This is a genomic window from Bradyrhizobium sp. DOA1 (genome assembly GCF_001593325.1).
Lineage (GTDB): Bacteria > Pseudomonadota > Alphaproteobacteria > Rhizobiales > Xanthobacteraceae > Bradyrhizobium.
The window spans coordinates 6,876,689-6,896,528 of the sequence record NZ_JXJM01000001.1 but is presented as its reverse complement, the minus strand read 5'-3'; the positions used below and the strand labels follow the sequence as shown (position 1 = coordinate 6,896,528).

General features: G+C 64.9%; 22 protein-coding genes. 10 read left to right on the top strand and 12 right to left on the bottom strand.

The window, feature by feature from the left end:
• Positions 1-53 precede the first annotated feature (53 nt).
• The gene (locus SE91_RS31950; RefSeq protein WP_060734395.1) at positions 54-299 is read right to left on the bottom strand and encodes a PilZ domain-containing protein; all 246 of its coding nucleotides are present in this window, start codon (positions 297-299) and stop codon (positions 54-56) included.
• Positions 300-526: 227 nt separating this feature from the next.
• Here SE91_RS31950 and SE91_RS31945 point away from each other — a divergent pair, with 227 nt between their 5' ends.
• From SE91_RS31945 to SE91_RS31925, 5 genes are all read left to right on the top strand, one after another.
• Entirely contained in the window at positions 527-2,065 is a 1,539-nt protein-coding gene (locus tag SE91_RS31945) for a YifB family Mg chelatase-like AAA ATPase (RefSeq protein WP_061850489.1), read from the top strand.
• Between the two features lie 99 nt (positions 2,066-2,164).
• A complete protein-coding gene (locus tag SE91_RS31940; protein WP_061850488.1) occupies positions 2,165-2,629 on the top strand; it encodes a hypothetical protein in 465 nt (154 codons plus the stop codon).
• Positions 2,630-2,753: 124 nt separating this feature from the next.
• Positions 2,754-4,982, top strand: a complete 2,229-nt coding sequence (locus SE91_RS31935) for an ATP-binding protein (protein ID WP_061850487.1) — start codon at positions 2,754-2,756, stop codon at positions 4,980-4,982.
• A gap of 108 nt (positions 4,983-5,090) precedes the next feature.
• Positions 5,091-5,720: a histidine phosphatase family protein gene (locus SE91_RS31930; protein WP_061850486.1), complete on the top strand. Its 630-nt coding sequence runs from the start codon at positions 5,091-5,093 to the stop codon at positions 5,718-5,720.
• A 220-nt stretch (positions 5,721-5,940) separates the two neighbouring features.
• The gene (locus SE91_RS31925) at positions 5,941-6,999 is read left to right on the top strand and encodes an AI-2E family transporter (RefSeq protein ID WP_061850485.1); all 1,059 of its coding nucleotides are present in this window, start codon (positions 5,941-5,943) and stop codon (positions 6,997-6,999) included.
• Positions 7,000-7,003: 4 nt separating this feature from the next.
• On the opposite strand, the gene SE91_RS31920 is transcribed toward SE91_RS31925, so the two are convergent.
• The 8 genes from SE91_RS31920 to hisB all read right to left on the bottom strand — a co-directional run bounded on the left by SE91_RS31920 (position 7,004) and on the right by hisB (position 12,075).
• Positions 7,004-7,243 carry a hypothetical protein gene (locus tag SE91_RS31920; protein ID WP_060734399.1) on the bottom strand — a complete coding sequence of 80 codons (240 nt, stop codon included), beginning with the start codon at positions 7,241-7,243 and terminating at the stop codon, positions 7,004-7,006.
• A gap of 97 nt (positions 7,244-7,340) precedes the next feature.
• Complete coding sequence (gene coaA, locus SE91_RS31915; RefSeq protein WP_061850484.1) at positions 7,341-8,297, bottom strand: type I pantothenate kinase; 957 nt, start codon at positions 8,295-8,297, stop codon at positions 7,341-7,343.
• A 21-nt stretch (positions 8,298-8,318) separates the two neighbouring features.
• Positions 8,319-8,645, bottom strand: a complete 327-nt coding sequence (locus SE91_RS31910; protein ID WP_061850483.1) for a phosphoribosyl-ATP diphosphatase — start codon at positions 8,643-8,645, stop codon at positions 8,319-8,321.
• 80 nt (positions 8,646-8,725) lie between these two features.
• Complete coding sequence (gene hisF / locus SE91_RS31905; RefSeq protein WP_018646048.1) at positions 8,726-9,499, bottom strand: imidazole glycerol phosphate synthase subunit HisF; 774 nt, start codon at positions 9,497-9,499, stop codon at positions 8,726-8,728.
• Between the two features lie 10 nt (positions 9,500-9,509).
• On the bottom strand, positions 9,510-10,253 hold the full coding sequence (gene hisA / locus SE91_RS31900) for a 1-(5-phosphoribosyl)-5-[(5-phosphoribosylamino)methylideneamino]imidazole-4-carboxamide isomerase (protein WP_061850482.1): 744 nt from the start codon (positions 10,251-10,253) through the stop codon (positions 9,510-9,512).
• Positions 10,241-10,891: an imidazole glycerol phosphate synthase subunit HisH gene (gene hisH / locus SE91_RS31895; RefSeq protein WP_061850481.1), complete on the bottom strand. Its 651-nt coding sequence runs from the start codon at positions 10,889-10,891 to the stop codon at positions 10,241-10,243. Before hisH ends, hisA begins: the two co-directional genes overlap by 13 nt.
• Positions 10,888-11,418 carry a DUF2628 domain-containing protein gene (locus tag SE91_RS31890; protein ID WP_008539689.1) on the bottom strand — a complete coding sequence of 177 codons (531 nt, stop codon included), beginning with the start codon at positions 11,416-11,418 and terminating at the stop codon, positions 10,888-10,890. The genes hisH and SE91_RS31890 overlap by 4 nt, the downstream gene beginning before the upstream one ends.
• Positions 11,419-11,481: 63 nt before the next feature.
• Positions 11,482-12,075 (bottom strand): imidazoleglycerol-phosphate dehydratase HisB, encoded by a 594-nt coding sequence (hisB, locus tag SE91_RS31885; RefSeq protein WP_008539687.1) that lies wholly within the window; start codon positions 12,073-12,075, stop codon positions 11,482-11,484.
• 181 nt (positions 12,076-12,256) lie between these two features.
• Between hisB and hslV the strand changes: the two genes are divergently transcribed.
• From hslV to SE91_RS31860, 5 genes are all read left to right on the top strand, one after another.
• Positions 12,257-12,817: an ATP-dependent protease subunit HslV gene (gene hslV / locus SE91_RS31880; protein WP_008539686.1), complete on the top strand. Its 561-nt coding sequence runs from the start codon at positions 12,257-12,259 to the stop codon at positions 12,815-12,817.
• Between the two features lie 3 nt (positions 12,818-12,820).
• Positions 12,821-13,303 carry a GNAT family N-acetyltransferase gene (locus tag SE91_RS31875; protein WP_061850480.1) on the top strand — a complete coding sequence of 161 codons (483 nt, stop codon included), beginning with the start codon at positions 12,821-12,823 and terminating at the stop codon, positions 13,301-13,303.
• Positions 13,300-13,917: a DUF2585 domain-containing protein gene (locus SE91_RS31870; RefSeq protein WP_008539682.1), complete on the top strand. Its 618-nt coding sequence runs from the start codon at positions 13,300-13,302 to the stop codon at positions 13,915-13,917. The genes SE91_RS31875 and SE91_RS31870 overlap by 4 nt, the downstream gene beginning before the upstream one ends.
• 49 nt (positions 13,918-13,966) lie before the next feature.
• On the top strand, positions 13,967-15,271 hold the full coding sequence (gene hslU / locus SE91_RS31865) for an ATP-dependent protease ATPase subunit HslU (RefSeq protein WP_061850479.1): 1,305 nt from the start codon (positions 13,967-13,969) through the stop codon (positions 15,269-15,271).
• Positions 15,272-15,472: 201 nt separating this feature from the next.
• Positions 15,473-16,597 (top strand): hypothetical protein, encoded by a 1,125-nt coding sequence (locus SE91_RS31860; RefSeq protein WP_061850478.1) that lies wholly within the window; start codon positions 15,473-15,475, stop codon positions 16,595-16,597.
• Positions 16,598-16,755: 158 nt separating this feature from the next.
• Here SE91_RS31860 and SE91_RS31855 read toward each other — a convergent pair whose 3' ends face one another.
• The 3 genes from SE91_RS31855 to SE91_RS31845 are packed head-to-tail and all read right to left on the bottom strand — an operon-like array spanning position 16,756 to position 19,602.
• Complete coding sequence (locus SE91_RS31855) at positions 16,756-17,346, bottom strand: Smr/MutS family protein (protein ID WP_061850477.1); 591 nt, start codon at positions 17,344-17,346, stop codon at positions 16,756-16,758.
• Complete coding sequence (gene mltA, locus SE91_RS31850; protein ID WP_061850476.1) at positions 17,343-18,929, bottom strand: murein transglycosylase A; 1,587 nt, start codon at positions 18,927-18,929, stop codon at positions 17,343-17,345. The genes SE91_RS31855 and mltA overlap by 4 nt, the downstream gene beginning before the upstream one ends.
• Positions 18,907-19,602, bottom strand: coding sequence for a Tim44/TimA family putative adaptor protein (locus SE91_RS31845; protein WP_008539665.1), 696 nt, complete (start codon positions 19,600-19,602; stop codon positions 18,907-18,909). The genes mltA and SE91_RS31845 overlap by 23 nt, the downstream gene beginning before the upstream one ends.
• Between the last annotated feature and the right edge of the window lie 238 nt (positions 19,603-19,840).

The following is a 19,840-nucleotide window of genomic DNA, read 5'->3' as shown; positions in this document are numbered from 1 at the left end:
GATGCTGACCGATTAACGCTAAAGCCCGGTTAAGGAGGCGGGCCGATCCGGCCTCAATCGACGAACTCGGCGCCGAACTCGCAGCCGATGCGCCAGCGCAGACGGCATTGGCGGGAATAATCGGGTGCAAAGATGATGGTGAATTGCGGCGGCACTTCCAAAAATTCCGCCACCACTTTCACGCCGCCGTCCGAAATATCCGTGATGGTGCAATCGCGCGGCAGCGAGCCCGCTCCCAAATGAATCTTGGCAAGCCGGCTGCACACCCGGCGTTCGCTTCTCCGGCGATTTGCAAGCATTTGAACTCTTCACCCGTTAGACCACGGCCCATCCCGCAGGCCTAGGAGTAGCGGACATTCGTTGGAATGTGCTGAGGGCGGAAGCTCGCATTCGAAGCGTAGTGTCCGCGTCGCGTTTACGATTGGTTAAGTGTTGGCCTGGCCCTCGGGGACGTTCCCGTATTGTTCTTGCGAAGCGCCGCGCGCCCTGCTACCCTCGATTGAGCAAAGGGCAGGCTGGTTCGAGCATGGTTCAGCGGGTTTCTACCGTCGCCTTCGAGGGGATCGAGGCCCGCGCGGTCGACGTGCAGGTGCAGGTCGCTCCTGGCCTGCCGGCCTTCGCCATTGTCGGCCTGCCGGACAAGGCGGTGTCGGAGGCGCGCGAGCGGGTCCGCTCGGCCCTGATCGCATCAGGACTGGCGCTGCCGGCGCGGCGGATCATCGTCAATCTGGCGCCGGCCGACCTGCCCAAGGAAGGCAGCCATTACGACCTTCCGATCGCGCTCGGGCTGATGGCGGCGATCGGCGCGATCCCGCCGGATGCGCTGACCGGTTTCACCGTGCTCGGCGAGCTCGGCCTCGATGGCTCGATCGCGCCGGTCGCAGGTGTCCTGCCCGCCGCGATCGGCGCCAATGCGCGCGAGGAGGGCCTGATCTGCCCTGCTGCCTGCGGTTCGGAAGCGGCCTGGGCGAGCCCGGACATCCAGATCATCGCAGCGAGCTCGCTGATCCAGATCGCCAATCATTTCAAGGGCACCCAGGTGCTGTCGCGGCCCTCGCCGAAGGTGCACGAGGCCGCCGCCTCCTCGCTCGACCTGCGCGACATCAAGGGCCATGAGAGCGCCAAGCGGGCGCTGGAGATCGCAGCTGCCGGCGGGCATCACCTGTTGATGGTCGGCGCGCCCGGTGCCGGCAAGTCGATGTTGGCCGCGCGCCTGCCCTCGATCCTGCCGCCGCTGTCGCCCGCAGAACTGCTCGAAGTCTCCATGATCGCATCGGTGGCCGGCGAGATCGAGGGCGGCGCGCTGACGGCGCGGCGGCCGTTCCGCTCGCCGCATCATTCCGCCAGCATGGCCGCGCTCACCGGCGGCGGCATGCGCGCCAAGCCCGGCGAGATCTCGCTGGCGCATCAAGGCGTGCTGTTTCTCGACGAATTGCCGGAGTTCGATCCGCGCGTGCTGGACTCGCTGCGCCAGCCGCTGGAGAACGGCGAGGTCGCGGTGTCGCGCGCCAATCACCGCGTCACCTACCCTGCCCGCTTCATGCTGGTCGCGGCGATGAACCCCTGCCGCTGCGGCAACGCCTTCGAGCCCGGCTATGCCTGCAAGCGTGGCCGCATCGACCGCTGCACCGGCGATTACCAGGCGCGCATCTCAGGTCCCCTGATGGACCGCATCGACCTGCGCATCGAGGTGCCGGCGGTGACCGCGGCCGACCTGATCCTGCCGCCGCCGGCGGAAGGCTCGGCCGAGGTCGCCGCGCGCGTGGCGGCGGCGCGCGACATCCAGCTCGCGCGCTATGCCGCCGCCGGCCTGCCCAAAATCCGCACTAATGCCGAGGCGCCGGCCTCGGTGCTGGAAGAGATCGCCAAGCCCGATGCGCAGGGCGCCAAACTGTTGCGCGATGCCGCCGAGACCATGCGGCTGTCGGCGCGCGGCTATCACCGCGTGCTGAGGGTGGCGCGCACGCTGGCCGATCTCGACAAATCCGACAAGATCGGCCGGCTGCATCTCGCCGAGGCTTTGTCCTACCGCGCACTCGCGGAGGATGTGCGGCAGCTGGCGTGAACATTTGCGCGCATCAACCCGGCGGTAACGAGTTTCCTTTACGCTCTGCAAACCATAAGGCCCATCAGTTCCCGTACCGGGCCCGGCGAGTAGAGTGTCATGTTGCGTTTCAAGATCCTGGCCTCCGTTGTTCCCCTGTTGGCGGCAGCCGTGTTCGCCCGCGCCGAGATCGGATCGGTCTCGCATCCCTGCATCGCCTTCGGCGACACCTCGGTCGAGCTCACCTCCCTGTTCTGGACCGCCGGCACGCATGTCGCCTTCACCGAGGATCCCGCGCAGGCCACGGTGCGGGTTCAGGTCACCGACAATGCGGACGCTGCGGACTTCGTTCTCGTCGACGACCCCGGTTCGGAAACTGACAGCTGCCAGGCCGGTCCGTCGAGACGCCTGATCTCGATCGCCGCGCAGCCCGTCGACGGCGGCCAGGTGATCTATCTCTCCACCGACGGGCCGGCCGATTACCGCATCTATGTCCGCTCGAAGACGTTCTCGCAGCGCGAGGCAGCGGCGCTCATCGTCGGCGCCCGCGGCGGCCATGGCCACTTCCAGGCCGCGTCGCTCTGAAGCTTTAACATCTCGTCAACCCTGTTTGGAGGCGGCGCCAGAGCCTCAAGCTGTTCGCAAGGTCGGGACGACATCGTCGCAGAGGGCGAGCGCGGGTTTCGGACAAGAGTCGGGGTCGGTGGTGATGGGTCGGACGTTCCGGATCAAGGTGCGCATGCGCCGCTTCAGGCGACAGCATCCGCGTATCGCCTTCGCGCTCCGCTCCTTCATGATCTTCATGGCGACGTTCGGCGCCGCCTATGGTTTTGTCTCCGGCAGCCGTTCCGAGAATTCCGGCTACGATCCGAATGCGTTTGCGATCGGCGCGAGCTTCCTCTTCGCGCTCGCCTGTCTCGGCCTTGCCACGCTGAGCATGCGGCTGCGCATCGTCAACAAGCGGCTGCGGACGCTGGCCGCCCATAACGAGGCGCTGATAGACCGCAATTGGGAGCTCAAGGAAGCCGAAGAGCGCGCCCGCAGCCTGTTCGAGCAGCAGGGCGATCTGATCGTGCTGCGCGACGCCCAGGGCCGCATCACCTTTGCCAACGACGCCTATTGCGCGCTGGCCGGACAGGCGCGCAGCGCGCTGATCGGCACGCGCTTTGATTTCGACGTGCTGGAGCAGGGCGACAGCGCGCGCGAAAGCAACGGCACACGCATTCACGACCAGAGGATCGCAACCAAGCTCGGCGCGCGTTGGATCGCCTGGCGCGAGGGCTATGTCCGGCGCGACGCCGGACAGCCCGCCGAACTCCAGAGCGTCGGGCGCGACGTCACGGACCGCACCGAGACCGAACGCGCGCTGGCCGACGCGCGCGACCAGGCCGATGCCGCCAACCGCGCCAAGTCGCGCTTCCTCGCCATGGCCTCGCACGAAATCCGCACGCCCCTCAACGGCATTCTCGGCATGGGCGGCCTGTTGCTCGACACCACGCTGACGCCGGAGCAGGCGACCTACGCCAAGGCGGTGAAAACCTCGGGCGAGGCGCTGATGGCGCTGATCGAGGAGCTGCTCGACTATTCCAAGATCGAAGCCGGCAAGCTCGATCTCGAGCTGCGTCCCTTCGCTTTGTCCACGCTGATCGAGGAAATCACCGAGCTTCTGGCACCGCGCGCGCAGGCCAAGTCTCTCGAGATCGCATCCTATATCGACGAACGCCTGCCGCTCGAAGTGGTGGGCGATGCCGCGCGGCTCCGCCAGGTGCTGCTCAATCTTGCCGGCAACGCCATCAAGTTCACGGCTCGCGGCGGCGTCGCGCTGATCGTCGAGCCCGGGATCTGGCCGAACGAGATCAGCGTCCTGGTCCACGACACCGGCATCGGCATCGCGCCGGAAGCGCGGTCGCGCATCTTCCAGGAATTCGAGCAGGCGGACGACCGCGTCGCACGCACCTATGGGGGCACCGGGCTCGGCCTGTCCATCAGCGAGCGCATCGTCAAGCGCATGGGCGGACGGATTACGCTGGAGAGCGAGCCGGGCAAAGGCTCGACCTTCGAGGTCGCGGTGCCGCTTGCCCCTTCACAAACAGGGAGCGGGCAGGCGGCATTTCCAAGCCCCGATATCTTGGGCAAGCCGATCCTCCTCGTTGCCGACGGCATCGAAGCCTCGCTGATCGCCCGGCGCCTGGAGCGTTGGGGCGCTCAGACCTGCATGGTTGCGGATGCCGCGGTCGCCGAAGCGCTGCTGCCGGAACGCGCATGGCACGCGGTGCTGATCGATCGTGCGATCGGTCCCGCCATCGCCGACCATCTCAGCGAAGCGGCGCGCACGCATGCGATACAGCGCCTGGTGCTGCTGACGTCGAGCTCGCGCCACGAGACGTTTTCGCCGGCCTTCACCGGCTTCCTGATGAAGCCGCTGCGCGCGGCCTCGCTCGCCGCACGCCTGTCGATGACGCCGGAGGTCGCCTCGCCCGATCTGGCGCCGGAGCCGTCGGCCGGATCCACGGTGAATGCTGCGCCCGCAAAGGGCCTGTCGATCCTCGTCGCCGAAGACAATGAGATCAATGCGCTTCTGATGCGCTCGCTGCTGACGAAGCTCGGCCATCGCGTCGTCATCGCAATCCACGGCGAGGCCGCGCTGGAATCCTGGCTCGCCGCGTCATCGGCCGGTGCGCCCTATGATCTCGTGCTGATGGACATCCAGATGCCGCAGCTCGACGGCATCGAGACGACCAAGCGCATCCGCGCCCATGAGGCGGCGACGGGCCGCCAGCGCGCGCCGATCCTGGCGCTCACCGCCAATACGCTGGTCGAGGATCGCTACGCCTGCTTCGAGGCGGGAATGAACGGCTTCCTGATCAAGCCGCTCGACCGGGAGAAACTGGACGAGGCACTGGCCGGCCTCGCCGCGTCCCGAGACCTGGCCGTCTAATCAAGAGTCCCAAGGGAACCCCGCCGTGCGGCCAATCGACAATTGAAATCGGTCCCGTTGCACGTCACCATATTCGGGGGCGTTTTTTTGCAACGAAGGACTTTGCGCATGAACGTGCTTTGCCGCCTCGCAATCATTGTTCTCTTCGCCGGAATTTCCCGGCATGCCGCGGCCGATACGCCGGAACTCATCACATCGCTCAAGCAGGGCGGTTACGTGCTGATCTTCCGTCACACCGCGACTGACGACAGCCAAAAGGATGTTTTTCCTTTCAAGTTCGATGACATGAGCGCGCAGCGCCAGCTCAGCGAGAAGGGCAGGGACATGGCGCGTCAGATCGGGGCGGCGCTCAGGGATCTCACGATCCCGATCGGCGATATCTACACCAGCCGGCTGAACCGCGCGGTCGAAGCCGGCAAGCTGATCTCGGGACGCGAGGTCAAGCCGGTCGATGCGCTGACGGACAGCAGCAACGCCAGTGCGTCGGGAATGGCGAACCCGACGGGTGCCAATACGAAGGCGGGCCAAGCCGTGCGTCAGCTCGTCGATGCGCCGCCGAAAGCAGGCACCAACACCGTCCTGGTCACCCACAAAACCAACATCGCCGACGCCTTCGGCAAGGAGGCCGGCGACGTGCAGGAGGGCGAAGCCTTCGTCTACAAGGCCAGTAGCTCCGGCTCCGCAACCTTTGCAGGCCGCATCAAGCTCGCCGACTGGGGCGCGAAGGCGGGCAAGTAAGAGACCGTGCATCCGCGCCGGACTGCCGGCCCGAAGGAAAGTCCGGACTTTGTGGATCCAGATCGGCGCAACATCGTTCTGACGAATAACCCTAAGGCCGGTCTGCCTGGGAAGGCCGGCCTTAGAGGTGCACGAACGCATGGTCCGGCCTGACTTGCTGCGGCGCCACGATCCTGTGATATCGACGTCTGGGATCGGCGACTGAAAGGCTGGCGAACACGTGAAGACATCGGAAGACCGCTCATTCCTCGTCCTGCTTGCCGTCATCTCGCTTGCGTTCGCCTGGGTGCTTTGGCCGTTCTCCGGCGCATTGCTGTGGGCCATATTGCTGGCGATCATCTTCGCACCGCTCTATCGGCGCACGCTGGAAGCCCTCCCGGGCAAGCACAATCTTGCAGCCTTGTTCACGGTCGTCGTCGTGATCGTCATGGTCCTGATTCCCGTGGCGATCGTCATCGCCTCGCTCATCGATCAGGGCGGGGAGCTGTACCAGCGCGTTCAGAGCGGGGAGATCAGTTTCGCACATCCCCTGCAGCAGCTGAAATTCGCGCTACCCGCCTGGGCGACCTCCTTGTTGGATCGCCTGGGCGCCATCGACCTTTCGTACGTGAAAGAACGCCTGTCGAATCTGGTCGTCCCGGCCGGCCAGCAGCTGGCCGGGCATGCGCTCAATATCGGTCAGGTGACGCTGGAGTTCGTCGCAAGCCTGTTCGTGATGTTGTACCTGCTGTTTTTTCTGCTGCGAGACGGCGACGAACTCAATCTCCGCATCCGCGACGCGCTTCCGCTACGGCCGCGCCACACTGCCGAAATTCTCCATGCGTTCACCCTCGCGGTTCGCGGGACGATCAAAGGCATCATTCTCGTTGCCCTGATTCAGGGAGCGCTGGGTGGGCTGATCTTCTGGCTGCTCGGATTGACTGCGCCGCTGCTCGCTGGCGCCATTATGGCGCTGCTCTCGCTGCTGCCCGTGCTCGGCTCGGCCCTGGTTTGGGTTCCGGCCGCGCTCTACCTGCTTGTGGCAGGCTCGGTCACGAAGGGACTCATCCTGCTCGCTTTCGGCACGTTCGTGATCGGGCTTGCGGACAATTTTCTCCGCCCGATCCTGGTCGGCCAGTCGATCCAGATGCCGAGCTATGTCGTGCTGCTTGCCACCCTGGGCGGCCTTGCCGCGTTTGGTGCGAACGGCTTCGTCATCGGCCCACTCGTCGCCGCGATGTTTCTGACGACTTGGCAGATCTACGTCGGTTCGAAGGCGCAACAGGAGGTCCGGAAATGACCTCTTATGCGGCATAGGCGATAAAGCGCGGCGCCGAGAGCTTGTCAGGCGGCACTTGGACTCCCTTAAAGACAGTCTCTGCCCGAGACGCGCGCTTGCAATGCGGACACACGAAGAGGTGCGCGATGATGGGGGTCGGCTCATCTGCCAGCAGCTCCGAGCGGAACCACTTCATCTCGATGTGACAGTCCGGGCAGATCGGCGCTTCGAGCTGCTCCGCCGCACTTCTGAGACGATCGACCATGGTGCCTTTCCCGCCGTTTTCCAAGGAATAGCGGATTACCAGCTGCCGGTCTGCAACAAAAGATACTTAGTCAAATCAGCCAGCGTTCACGGCGCGATCAGAGCCGTCTGAGCGCCACGCTCTCCACCGTGTGATCGGCGCCCTTCTTCAGGATCAGCGTCGCCCGGGGGCGGGTCGGCAGAATGTTGTCCTCGAGATTGGCGAGGTTGGTGCGCTCCCAGATCGCGATCGCGGTGGCGGTGGCTTCTTCGTCGGAGAGCAGCGCGTAGCGGTTGAAATAGGATTTTGGATTGGTGAACGCGGTGTCGCGCAGCGCCAGGAATCGCTTGATGTACCATTGCCGCAGCGCCGCCTCGTCGGCGTCGATATAGACCGAGAAGTCGAAGAAGTCGGAGACGACGGGCACCGCCTTGCCGTCGCGCGGCAGCTTGCCGGTTTGCAGCACGTTGACGCCTTCGACGATCAGGATGTCGGGCTGGTCGACCTCGGCCCACTGGCCGGGCACGATATCGTAGGTCAGATGCGAATAGACCGGCGCGCGCACGTTGCGGCGGCCGGACTTGATGTCGGAGAGGAAGCTGAGCAGCAGCGGCAGGTCGTAGCTCTCCGGGAAACCCTTCTTCTGCATGATGCCCTGCCGCTCGAGCACCGCATTGGGATAGAGAAACCCGTCGGTCGTGATCAGCTCGACCTTCGGCCGCGGCGACCAGCGCGCCAGCAATGCCTGGAGCACACGGGCCGTGGTGGATTTTCCGACGGCAACCGAGCCGGCGACGCCGATGATGTAGGGCACCTTGCGGTCGCGAATGTTGAGGAACTGACGCTCGGCGTAATACAGGCGCTGCATGGCGTCGACATAGATCGACAAAAGGCGCGACAAGGGGAGATAGATGTCCTCGACCTCCTGCAAGTCCAGGCGATCGTGCAGCGAGCGCAGCCGGTCGAACTCGCCCGGCTCCAGCGTCATCGGCGTGTCGTCGCGCAGCCGCGACCACTCTTCGCGCGTATAGACGCGGTACGGATTATACTGCTGCTCGGGTGCGCGGATATCCATGACGCAACCTCTCCACCTCGGCTAGTTGCCGCTCTTGCGCGACGCCTTTTCTTCCAACCCTGACATCGACGTCCGTTTGTCCAGCACGGCCTCGACCTCCTCCAGCTTTACGCCGCGGGCCCTGAGCAACACAAGGAAATGGTAGAGCAGGTCGGCACTCTCAGCGATCAGATGCGCGCGATCGTTTTCGACTGCTGCGATTACGGTTTCGACTGCTTCCTCGCCGAACTTCTTGGCGCAATGCTCGGCGCCCTTGTCCAGAAGCTTACGGGTATAGGAGGCCTCCCCACCGGAGGCCGCGCGGGCATCGATGGTCTCGGCCAGATCGTGGATCGTAAAACGCGGCATACAAGATACTCGAAAAACGCGCCCTGGCTGCATGAGCCAGTCCTCACCAGCTCGTGTAGCATTTTTATGAACCGGAGTCGTCAGGCATCCAGGCGCATAGGTAGCCCGCGCCGGGCCATGTGCTCCTTGGCTTCGCGGATGGTGAATTCCCCGAAATGGAAGATCGAGGCAGCCAGCACCGCCGTGGCGTGCCCGTCGCGGATACCGTCAACGAGATGATCGAGATTGCCGACGCCGCCCGAGGCGATCACGGGAACGGGCACGCTGTCGGCGATCGCTCGCGTCAGCGGGATGTCGAAGCCTTGCCGGGTGCCGTCGCGGTCCATCGAGGTGAGCAGGATCTCGCCGGCGCCGAGCGAGACCACTTCCTGGGCATATTCGATGGCGTCGATGCCGGTCGAGTTGCGCCCGCCATGGGTGAATATCTCCCAGCGGTCGCCGCCGGGGCGCTTGACGCGCTTGGCGTCGATCGCCACCACCACGCACTGCTCGCCGAATTTCTCGGCGGCTTCCTTGACGAACTCGCGCCGCGACACCGCGGCGCTGTTGATCGAGACCTTGTCGGCGCCAGCCCGCAGCAGCGTCTTGATATCGTTGACCTCCCGCACGCCGCCGCCGACCGTGACGGGCATGAAGCAAGCCTCTGCGGTACGCCGGACGACGTCCAGCATGATGCCGCGGTTCTCATGGGTCGCAGTGATGTCGAGGAAGGTGAGCTCGTCGGCACCGGCGGCGTCATAGGCAATCGCGGCTTCGACGGGATCGCCGGCGTCGCGGAGATCGACGAAGTTGACGCCCTTGACGACGCGGCCGTCCTTGACGTCGAGGCAGGGGATCACGCGCACCTTGAACATTTGTCAGCTCCTAGGCGCGCGCGTTGCGGATCAGGGTGAGGGCGGCGGCGGGATCGAGCCGGCCGTCATAGAGCGCGCGGCCGGCGATCGCGCCTGCGAGCTTTTTCGCACGTGGCGTCAGCATCGCCTTCACATCTTCGATCGAGGCCAGGCCGCCGGAGGCGATCACAGGGATCGAAATGGCGTCGGCGAGCGCAATGGTCGCGTCGAGGTTCAGGCCCTTGAGCAGGCCGTCGCGCGCGATGTCGGTGAAGATGATGGCGGCGACGCCGGCATCCTCGAACCGCTGTGCGATCTCAAGCACTGTCACCTGCGATGTCTCGGCCCAGCCTTCGACGGCAACCTTGCCGTCGCGCGCATCGAGCCCGACCGCGACGCGGCCGGGGAATTTCCTGGCGGCGCTCTTCACTAGTTCGGGATCGCGCACCGCGGCGGTGCCGATGATGACGCGGCTGATGCCCTTGTCGAGCCAGGCTTCCACCGTGGCGAGATCGCGAATGCCGCCGCCGAGCTGCACCGGAATCCTGATCGTCTTCAGCATCGCCTCGACCGCCTGCGCATTCACCGGCTTGCCGGCAAAGGCGCCGTCGAGGTCGACGACGTGGAGATACTCGAAACCCTGCTCGACAAAGCTCTGCGCCTGCGCGGCGGGATTGAGGTTGAACACCGTTGCGCGCGCCATGTCGCCTTGCTCGAGGCGCACGCACTGGCCGTTCTTGAGGTCGATGGCGGGAAAGAGGATCACGGTTTCCATCGCAGAAAGTTCGAGATCAGGGCCAGCCCGAAGCGCTGGCTCTTCTCGGGGTGGAATTGCGTGCCGATGGCGGTGTCCTTCGCCACGATCGCGGTGACAGGGCCGCCGTAATCGGCGCGCGCGAGCACGTCCGCCTCGTTGGCGGGATTGAGGTGATAGGAGTGCACGAAATAGGCGTGCTGCCCCTTGGGACCGAGCGGCAGCTTGTTCAGCACCGGATGCTCGCGCAGCACCTCGAGCGTATTCCAGCCCATGTGCGGGATCTTCAGGCTCTCGTCGCGCGGCGTGATCTTCTCGACATCGCCGCCGATCCAGTTCAGGCCGTCCGTGGTGACGTGCTCCTTGCCGCGGCTCGCCATCAGCTGCATGCCGACGCAGATGCCGAAGAACGGCCGCGCCTTGACGCGCACCGCTTCGGTGATCGCCTCGACCATGCCGTTGACGGCGTCAAGGCCGCGCCGGCAATCAGCGAAGGCGCCGACGCCCGGCAGCACCAGACGGTCTGCCTCGTAAGCCTGGTCCGGATCGCTGGTGACAATGACCTTTTGCGGGCTCTCCAGGCTGCGTGCGGCGCGCTCGAAGGCCTTTGCGGCGGAATGCAGATTGCCGGAACCGTAATCGATGATGGCGACGCTCATCTTGACCCTCCCGGTTCTGGAAACAACCCGATGATGCCGCCGGCCGGAACTGGCGGCGGGTTCGAGAACTGCTGACCCGGCACACTGCGGGTCGGCGGCGGCCCGCCGCGATCGACGGCCCATTGATCGCCAGCGATACCGTGCTGCTTCTGGCTCCAGCGCTCGAAGAAGCGGTGCTCGGCCGCGTCCTCCTTGTCGGCGATCACGACGTCGAGCTGCCGCCACTTGCCGCGCGACAAGGTCCAGCGGCGCAGGCTGGAGGCCTCGAGGCCCATCAAGATCGCGACGATGACATTGGCGTAGAAGATCGAGCTTCGTCCGACCCCAAGGCTGGACAGGGCGACATTGAACGCAATCACGACAACCAGCCAGCCGAGCAGCGCCAGCCAGAGCCGGTTCCACAGCAGCCAGAGCGGGCCGAAGATCATCGCCCAGAAATGAAAGCCGTCGCGCACGAAGACGAATCTGTCGGTCGCGCGCAGATCGGCTCCGGCAGGAGAGGGAGCATGAACTGTGTAGACAGGCATGGTGATGCCCCGTTCCTAAGAATTCAGTGATACCGCAAGCGGCGCGCGCCGCCGGCCGGAATGTCAGCCGCCGAGCGAGCCCTTGGTGGACGGGATCTCGCCCGCAGCCTTCGGATCGATCGCGACGGCGGTGCGCAGCGCCCGCGCCAGACCCTTGAAGCAGGACTCGGCGATATGATGGCTGTTATCGCCATATAGGGTCTCGACGTGGAGAGTCACGCCGGCATTGATGGCGAAGGCCTGGAACCACTCGCGCACCAGCTCAGTGTCGAACTCGCCGATCTTGTCGCGGGGAAACGCGGCCTTGAACACCAGGAAGGGGCGGCCGGAGATGTCGATGACCACGCGCGTCAGCGTCTCGTCCATGGGCATGTGCACGCCGGCATAGCGGGTGATGCCCGCCATGTTGCCGAGCGCCTGCTTGATCGCCTGGCCGAGCGCAATGCCGGTGTCTTCGGTGGTATGGTGATGATCAATGTGCAAATCGCCCACCGCCTTGACCGTGAGGTCGATACGGGAATGGCGGGCGAGGAGATCGAGCATGTGGTCGAAAAAACCGATGCCGGTCGCGATATTGGCCACGCCTGATCCATCGAGGTTCACGGAGACCTCGATGTCGGTTTCCTTGGTCTTGCGCTTGATCGTCGCGGTGCGCATGGAGGCTTTCGCTGGTTTTGGCCTGAAACGCCAGTCTCTTAACAGCCAAATGACGCCTTCGCTACTGCGGGAACGGGGGGCGGGCCTCTACTTCTGCCTATGGTGAGCGAATTAGGCCCGGAGCGGCCCGTTGTGCGCCCCGCTCGGACCGCCTAAATCAGGCCGACAACGAGGATCGTTCATGCAGGACTCCCAGAACAGCTCACCGGGTTGGCACGGCACCACGATTTTGACGGTCCGCAAGGCCGGCAAGGTGGTGGTCGGCGGCGACGGCCAGGTCTCGATCGGCCAGACCGTGATCAAGTCCAACGCCAAGAAGGTCCGCAAGCTCGGCAAGGGCGACGTCATCGGCGGCTTCGCCGGCGCCACCGCCGACGCCTTCACGCTGTTCGAGCGGCTGGAATCCAAGCTGGAGCAATATCCGGGGCAGCTGACCCGGGCCGCGGTGGAGCTCGCCAAGGACTGGCGCACCGACCGCTACCTGCGCCGGCTGGAGGCCATGATGATCGTCGCCGACAAGGACGTCTCCCTGGTGCTGACGGGCACCGGCGACGTGCTCGAGCCCGAAGCCGGCGTGATGGCGATCGGCTCCGGCGGCAATTACGCGCTGGCGGCAGCCCGGGCCCTGCTCGACACCGACAAGGACGCCGAGACCATCGTCCGCCGCTCCCTCGACATCGCCGCCGACATCTGCGTCTACACCAATCGGAATTTGACGATCGAGAGCCTGGCGACGGGATAGGCCATGGCGCCCGCCTACACCTTCCGCCCGATGACCGCGGCCGACATGCCGATGATCCGGCGCTGGCTGGACGCGCCGCATGTCGCCGAATGGTGGCATGATCCGGAGACGCTTGAGTTCGTCGGCGGCGACCTCGACCATCCGGATCTGGCGCAGTTCATCGTCAGCCTGGACGGCCGATCCTTCGCCTATCTGCAGTGCTACCAGATCGGCGATTGGCATATCAGCTTCGGCCCGCAGCCGGCCGGCACACGCGGCCTCGATCAGTTCATCGGCGAGGCCGACATGCTCGGATGCGGCCACGGCTCGGCTTTCATCCGTGCCTTCATCGACCAGCTCTTTGCCCGCGGCGTGCCGCGTATCGTGATCGACCCTAGCCCCGCCAATCCGCGCGCCATTCGTGCCTATGAGAAGGCCGGATTCGAGCCGCAGCACGAGATCGTCACGCCCGATGGCCCCGCACTCCTGATGATCCGAGATTCATGACGCTCGCCGCAACTCCCACCGTCAAGACCGCATTTCCGCCGCTCGGCTGGGCCGGCATCGCGCTGATTTTGCTGGCGCTGCAGGCCGCGATCCTGCTTGCGATGGGACGTGTGCCGATCTGCACCTGCGGCACCATCAAGCTGTGGCACGGTGTGGTGAACAGCTCGGAGAACTCCCAGCACGTCGCGGACTGGTACACGTTCTCGCACGTGTTGCACGGCTTCCTGTTCTACGGCCTGACCTGGCTGCTGTTCGTGCGCCTGCCATTCCTCCATCTCTCCTGGCCGGCAAGGCTGATCGTCGCGATGCTGATCGAAGGCGCCTGGGAGATCGTCGAAAATTCGCCGTTCATCATCGAGCGCTACCGCGCCGGAACGATCTCGCTGGACTATTACGGCGACAGCATCGTCAATTCCGTCTCCGACAATCTGGCCATGATCCTGGGGTTCCTTGCCGCACGCGCGCTCCCCGTCAGCGCGACGGTCCTGCTTGGGCTCGCCTTCGAGATCGTACTGGCGCTCCACATTCGCGACAATCTGACGCTGAATATTCTGATGCTGATCCATCCGATCGACGCCGTGAAGCAATGGCAATCGGGCCCGCCGATCATCTGAGATAAAATGCGGCTTGTCCTAGGCCGCCTCCCGCCCTAGCTAAGCAGACATGACAGACTTCTCCCCCCGCGAAATCGTCTCCGAACTCGACCGTTTCATCGTCGGCCAGGCCGATGCCAAGCGCGCCGTCTCGATCGCGCTGCGCAACCGCTGGCGGCGCCAGCAGCTCACCGGCTCGTTGCGCGAGGAGGTGCTGCCGAAGAACATTCTGATGATCGGCCCGACCGGCGTCGGCAAGACCGAGATCGCGAGGCGGCTCGCCAAGCTTGCGAATGCACCGTTCCTGAAGGTCGAAGCGACCAAGTTCACAGAGGTTGGCTATGTCGGCCGCGACGTCGAGCAGATCGTGCGTGATCTCGTCGAGGTCGCGATCGCCCAAGTGCGCGAGCGCAAGCGCAAGGATGTGCAGGCGCGGGCGCAACTCGCCGCCGAGGAGCGCGTGCTCGATGCGCTGGTCAGCGCCAATGCCTCGTCCGCGACGCGGGAATCCTTCCGCAAGAAGCTGCGCGCCGGCGAGCTCAACGACAAGGAGATCGAGATCGAGACGCAATCGTCCGGCGGCGGCATGCCGATGTTCGAGATCCCGGGCATGCCGGGCGCGCAGATGGGCGCGATCTCGATCGGTGACATCTTCGGCAAACTTGGCGGCCGCAGCAAGACGCGGCGGCTGACAGTGGAGGGCTCGCACGAGATCCTCGTCAACGAAGAATCCGACAAGCTGCTCGACACCGAGCAGCTCACGCTGGAGGCGATCAGCGCGGTCGAGAACAACGGCATCGTCTTCCTGGACGAAATCGACAAGATCTGCGCCCGTGACGGCCGCGTCGGCGGCGACGTCTCCCGCGAGGGCGTGCAGCGCGATCTGTTGCCGCTGATCGAGGGCACGTCTGTCTCGACCAAGCACGGGGCGGTCAAGACCGACCACATCCTGTTCATCGCCTCCGGCGCCTTCCACGTCGCAAAACCGTCCGACCTCTTGCCGGAATTGCAGGGCCGCCTGCCGATCCGCGTCGAGCTGCAGGCGCTGACCCGCGATGACATGCGCCGCATCCTCACTGAGCCAGAGGCTTCGCTGATCAAGCAATATGTCGCGCTGATGCAGACCGAGGGCGTGACGCTCGACATCACGGACAGCGCCATCGACGCGCTGGCCGACGTCGCGGTCGCCGTCAATTCCACCGTCGAGAACATCGGCGCGCGGCGGCTGCAGACCGTGATGGAGCGGGTGCTGGACGAGATCTCCTTCACCGCCCCCGACCGCAACGGCGAGACCGTCCGGGTCGATGCCGAGTTCGTGCAAAAGCACGTCGGCGATCTCGCCAAGAACGCGGATCTGAGCCGGTTCATTTTGTAAATCGCTAGGCCCGCGCTATTGATGCCGCTGTCGTCCCCGCGAACGCGGGGACCCATTAACCACAGCGGTCTTTGTTGAAACAGATAGTAGCTCCAGCTCTGCCTCACATAACCTCCTGTGGTTATGGGTCCCGGATCGGCGCCCGCGGTGCTCGCTTGTCCGGGACGACGGCCGAGTTAGCCGCGAAATCGCGGGAGCCATATGCCCGCTAATATCTGGCAAAACCCCTGGCGCCTGCTGCTCGCGGTCAACGCCGCCGTCCTCGTCGGCGTATTCGTCCATAAGATCCAGCTGCCGCCTTACGTCCCCTTTATCCACCTCGTCGTCGACTACCATTTCGGCTTCATCAAGCGCGCACTGATCGGGGCGGTCGTCGCCCTGTTCACGAACAAGGTGCCAGTCTGGCTGGTGTTCGCGCTGGGCGGCGCGACATGGCTCGTGACGCTCGGGCTCTATGCAAAACTGTTTCGGAAGACGTTCGGCTTCACCGCGGCGACGCTGCCGCTGTTCGTCTTCACCGCGGGCTCACCGTTCTTCCTGAAGAACTTCATGCACACGCTCGGCCATTTCGACATCTATGGCTGCGCGCTGGCGATCGTGCTGCTGCTGATGCCGGCGGGCTCGCTGCTGTTCGTGGCAGCAGCGGCGCTGTTCGCGATCATGCTGGTGCTGATCCACCACATCCATCTCTTGATGTATGTGCCGACCATCATCACCATCGTCGTGATCAGGCATTACCTGACGTGCGGCTGCAACCGCATCAACGTTGCGTTCGGCATTGTCGCCCTCGTCGCCGTCTCCGCACTGTTCTTCGCGGCCCAGTTCCTGGGGACGATGCCGATCCCCGAGGCGGATTTCGTCGCGTATCTGAAGACCCGGATGGTTGATCCTGAGAGAACCGACCTGCTGCAATTCAGCTACATCTGGTACCAGCCGCTGGCGAAGGAGATTGCTGATACCTGGGGACGCCTCCCGCACAACATCCTCGGCGTGCCGGTGTTCGCCCTGCTGATCTGGCTGCACACGCCGCTGTGGCGCTATCTTGCGCGCCTGATCGGTGCGCTCGCGAATGAAGCGCACCGACGTCTCGTGATCGCAGCTCTGATCGGCATCAGCCTTGCCTATCTCGTGATGTTCGCGATGGTATTCGACTATTCGCGCTGGATCTCGAACTGGGCGGTCTGCATGTTCCTGATCCTGCATGCGGTGAAGATGCTGCCGGCAAAGCAGGAAGCTGCGCTGATTGCGGCGGAGGATCGCAACACGAACATCTTCGGCCTGATCATCACGCTGGTCCCCCGCGTCGGAATCATCCGGCCGTTTTAGAAAGGTGCGCCCCCTCTCCCGCTTGCGGGAGAGGGTTGGGGAGAGGGCTTTCTCTGCGATCGAAAACCCCTGAGAGGAGAGAACCCTCACCCACCGCGCTGCGCGCGTCGCCTCTCCCGCAAGCGGAAGAGGCAAGGGAAGCCGCAGGCCTCGTGCCGCTAAAATCTCGCCCGCCTGATCCGCACATACAGCGCGCCCTCGCCGCCATGGCCGATCGCGGCTTCCTCGAAGCCGACGACAAAGGCGCGGAATTCCGGCAGGCTGAGCCATTCCGGCACTTGGCGGCGGAGCACACCGCTATCGCCACCGCTGCGGCCCTTGCCGGTGATGACGAGCACGAAGGTCAGGCCGTCGTGATGAGCCCGATGCAGGAAGCCGGTCAGCGCGCGATGGGCGCGCATCTGGGTCATGCCGTGCAGATCAAGCCGCGCGTCGATCTCGCTGCGCCCGCGCGACAGTTTTGTCCGCTCGCGCTTGCCGAGCGGCGCCAATGGCGGCATCGCGGGCTTCGTGGCACGCGGCGCCGGTGCGGCAGCCATCGGCCGCGGCGATGGCGCGGGCCGCGCGACCGGAGCGATCGTTGCGGGCTCGCTGCGCGGCAGCGCCTGCGCCTTCACCACGCGATGCTTCCGCAGCGGCTTGACCTGTTTTGCGACGAGCTCCCAAAGCTCGCGCTCGTCCTCGCTCAGCGCACGGCGGCGCGGCGAGGGGCGAGGCTCCAGCACGGGCGGACGAGACGATCGCTTCATTGCTGGTCGGATCGACGATTCACGCGCTTGCGCTGTTCGCGGTCGGGCTTGATGCTGGGGCGTGGCTCGGGCAGCGGCACCGGGCTCGCCACCGCGACGGCGGCGTCCTTGTCTTGTGCTGCGGCAGGCGGGCCCGCACCAGCCTTGCTCGGTTCAGCCGGCGTCACCGCGGCCGCTGCATTCTTCGGATCCTTGCCGGCATCCTTGGCGGACTCGGTTTGCGGAAACAGCTTGGCGATCTTCTGCGACGGCCGCGGATCCGGCACCGGTAGTCGCGCAGCCCGGATTGCGGGATCGAGGCTCTTCGGCACCAGCATCACGAATTGCATGGGATGGCGCAGCCGCCCGGAGACGCGGCCGGCCTCCGTGCCAGCCCCGAAAAAGAGATCGGCGCGGGCAGGGCCGATGATGGCCGAGCCGGTGTCCTGCGCGATCATCAGCCGGCGAAATGGGGTCTTGGCCCGCTCGGACTCGATCGGCAGCTCGCCCTCGATGAAGAAGGGCGTGCCGTAGACATGCAGCGATTTGTCGACCGCGATCGAACGGCCGGCCGTCAGCGGAATGCCCTGCGCACCCACCGCCTCCTCCTTGTCGGAGAGGTTGACCTCGCGGAAGAAGATGTAGGCGCGGTTGGCGCGGCGCAGCTCCTTGGCGCCATCAGGATTCTGCGTCATCCACTCCCTGATCTTCTGCATCGACATCTCCTCCCGCGGGATGATGCCGCGCTCGATCAGGATGCGACCGACGGCGGTGTAGGGATAACCATTATAGGCGTCATAGTTGAGCCGGACCGAGCTGCCGTCCTCGAACTTGATCTTCGCCGAACCCTGGATCTGCGCGAACAACAGATCCGTCGGGTCCTTCAGCCAGGCGATCTCCAGCCCGCGGCCGGCGATCTTGCCGTCCTCGATCTCGCCGCGGTCGTAATAGGGCACCAGCTTGCGGCGACCGATCTTGCGATAGACCGGGCCCTTGTTCGGCAAGCTGAGCGCGTCCTGCTTGTAGCCGCGCACGAACAGATTGGACGGACGGCGATAGACCGGAACGTTGTAGATTTCGGTCTGCGTGCGCGATCCCTCCAGCACCGGCTCGTAATAGCCGGTGACGAAACCGTCGGGCTCGCCGAGACGGGAGATGCGCAGCGGCGCAAAATTCTGCTCGAAGAAGCTTTTGGCCTTGGCATCGTCGCTGAGCTCGAGCGCTTTGGCGAGCCGGCACGGCTCGTTCAGCGACCCTGCCAAAGCCTTCGGCTCGGAGATGCCGGTCTGCGCGTTGATCGTCCGGCAGCTCGCGCGGAAGGTCTTGTAGGCGGCGAGATGATTGTCCTCACTCCAGCCCTTCACGTCCGCCCAGGTCACAGGCAGATATTGCGCGCCGGCAATCTCGAACGGCAAGGGAAGCTGCGGATAGGGCAAGGCCCGCGCCGGGGCGGCGGGCAAATGCGGGAGATGATGGTGGTGGCTGCGATGATGGCGGCGCGCCGCCTCGGCTCCGAGCGAAAACGACGACAGCGCGACGACACCTGCGCAAAGCGCCGCCGCGCTGGTCTTCAGGACAGTCTTAATTCGCGCTTCCGGTGCCAACCAGCTTCCAGTTCGGATCGCGAGAGGAGATGTCGCGGGCGAAAGTCCAGATGTCTGTGATGTCGGCGACGGTATCGGCGCTGCCGTCGACGATATTGCCGGCCTTGTCCCGCGTGGCCGAGATCATCTGCGAGACGAAGCGCACGGTGAGCTGGGCGTTGCGGTCGCGCAGCTCGGCGCCGACGAGCTCGGCCTTGTCGATCGAGACGAAACGCGTCTCGGTCTTCTGCTCGTTCTTCTCGCGCTCCTTGATCGCGGCGTCGAAGCTCTCATAGACCTCCGACGACAACAGGTCGCGCAGCGCGCGGCGATCGCCATTGGCGAAGGCAAGCACGATCATCTCATAGGCGCCGCGAGCACCCGAGATGAAATGACGGGGGTCGAAGCTGGAATCCTTCTCGACGATGGCGTCGAGACCCTGCGCGAGCGGGGTACCAGGCTCGGTTAGCCCCTTCCAGCGGTCGGCGGGCGGGGTCGGCTCAGCCGCCGGCGCCAGCGGGGCTTGGTCAATCACCTTGCCCGGCATGGTCACGACGTTCTTGTCTTGGGCGCCCTGGAGGGCGTCGCGGTTGAACGGCGGCCGCTCGTTGCCTGTGCGCTGCCCCAGCACGCTGCGCAGCCGCAGAAAGATAAAGACCGCCAGCGCCAGGAAGATGATAGTGTAGATGTCCACGTCGAATTCGCTTTCTGGTCTTTGCTCTGGGTCTTCAGGTCGTTGCCGGGAAAATCAATCCGGCCAGTCAACCGTTCCATACGGGAACGGCAAGTCTACATCACCATTTAGGTCCGCGCGTCTGGTCCGTGGGATGTAGGCACGAAATCTCGCCCGGCCAATGGCGCCTTTTGGCACAGCGCGGAGTGTAGCGCGTTTTATGCTTAAGGGGAAACCCGATCCTGCCCGGAAATCGCGC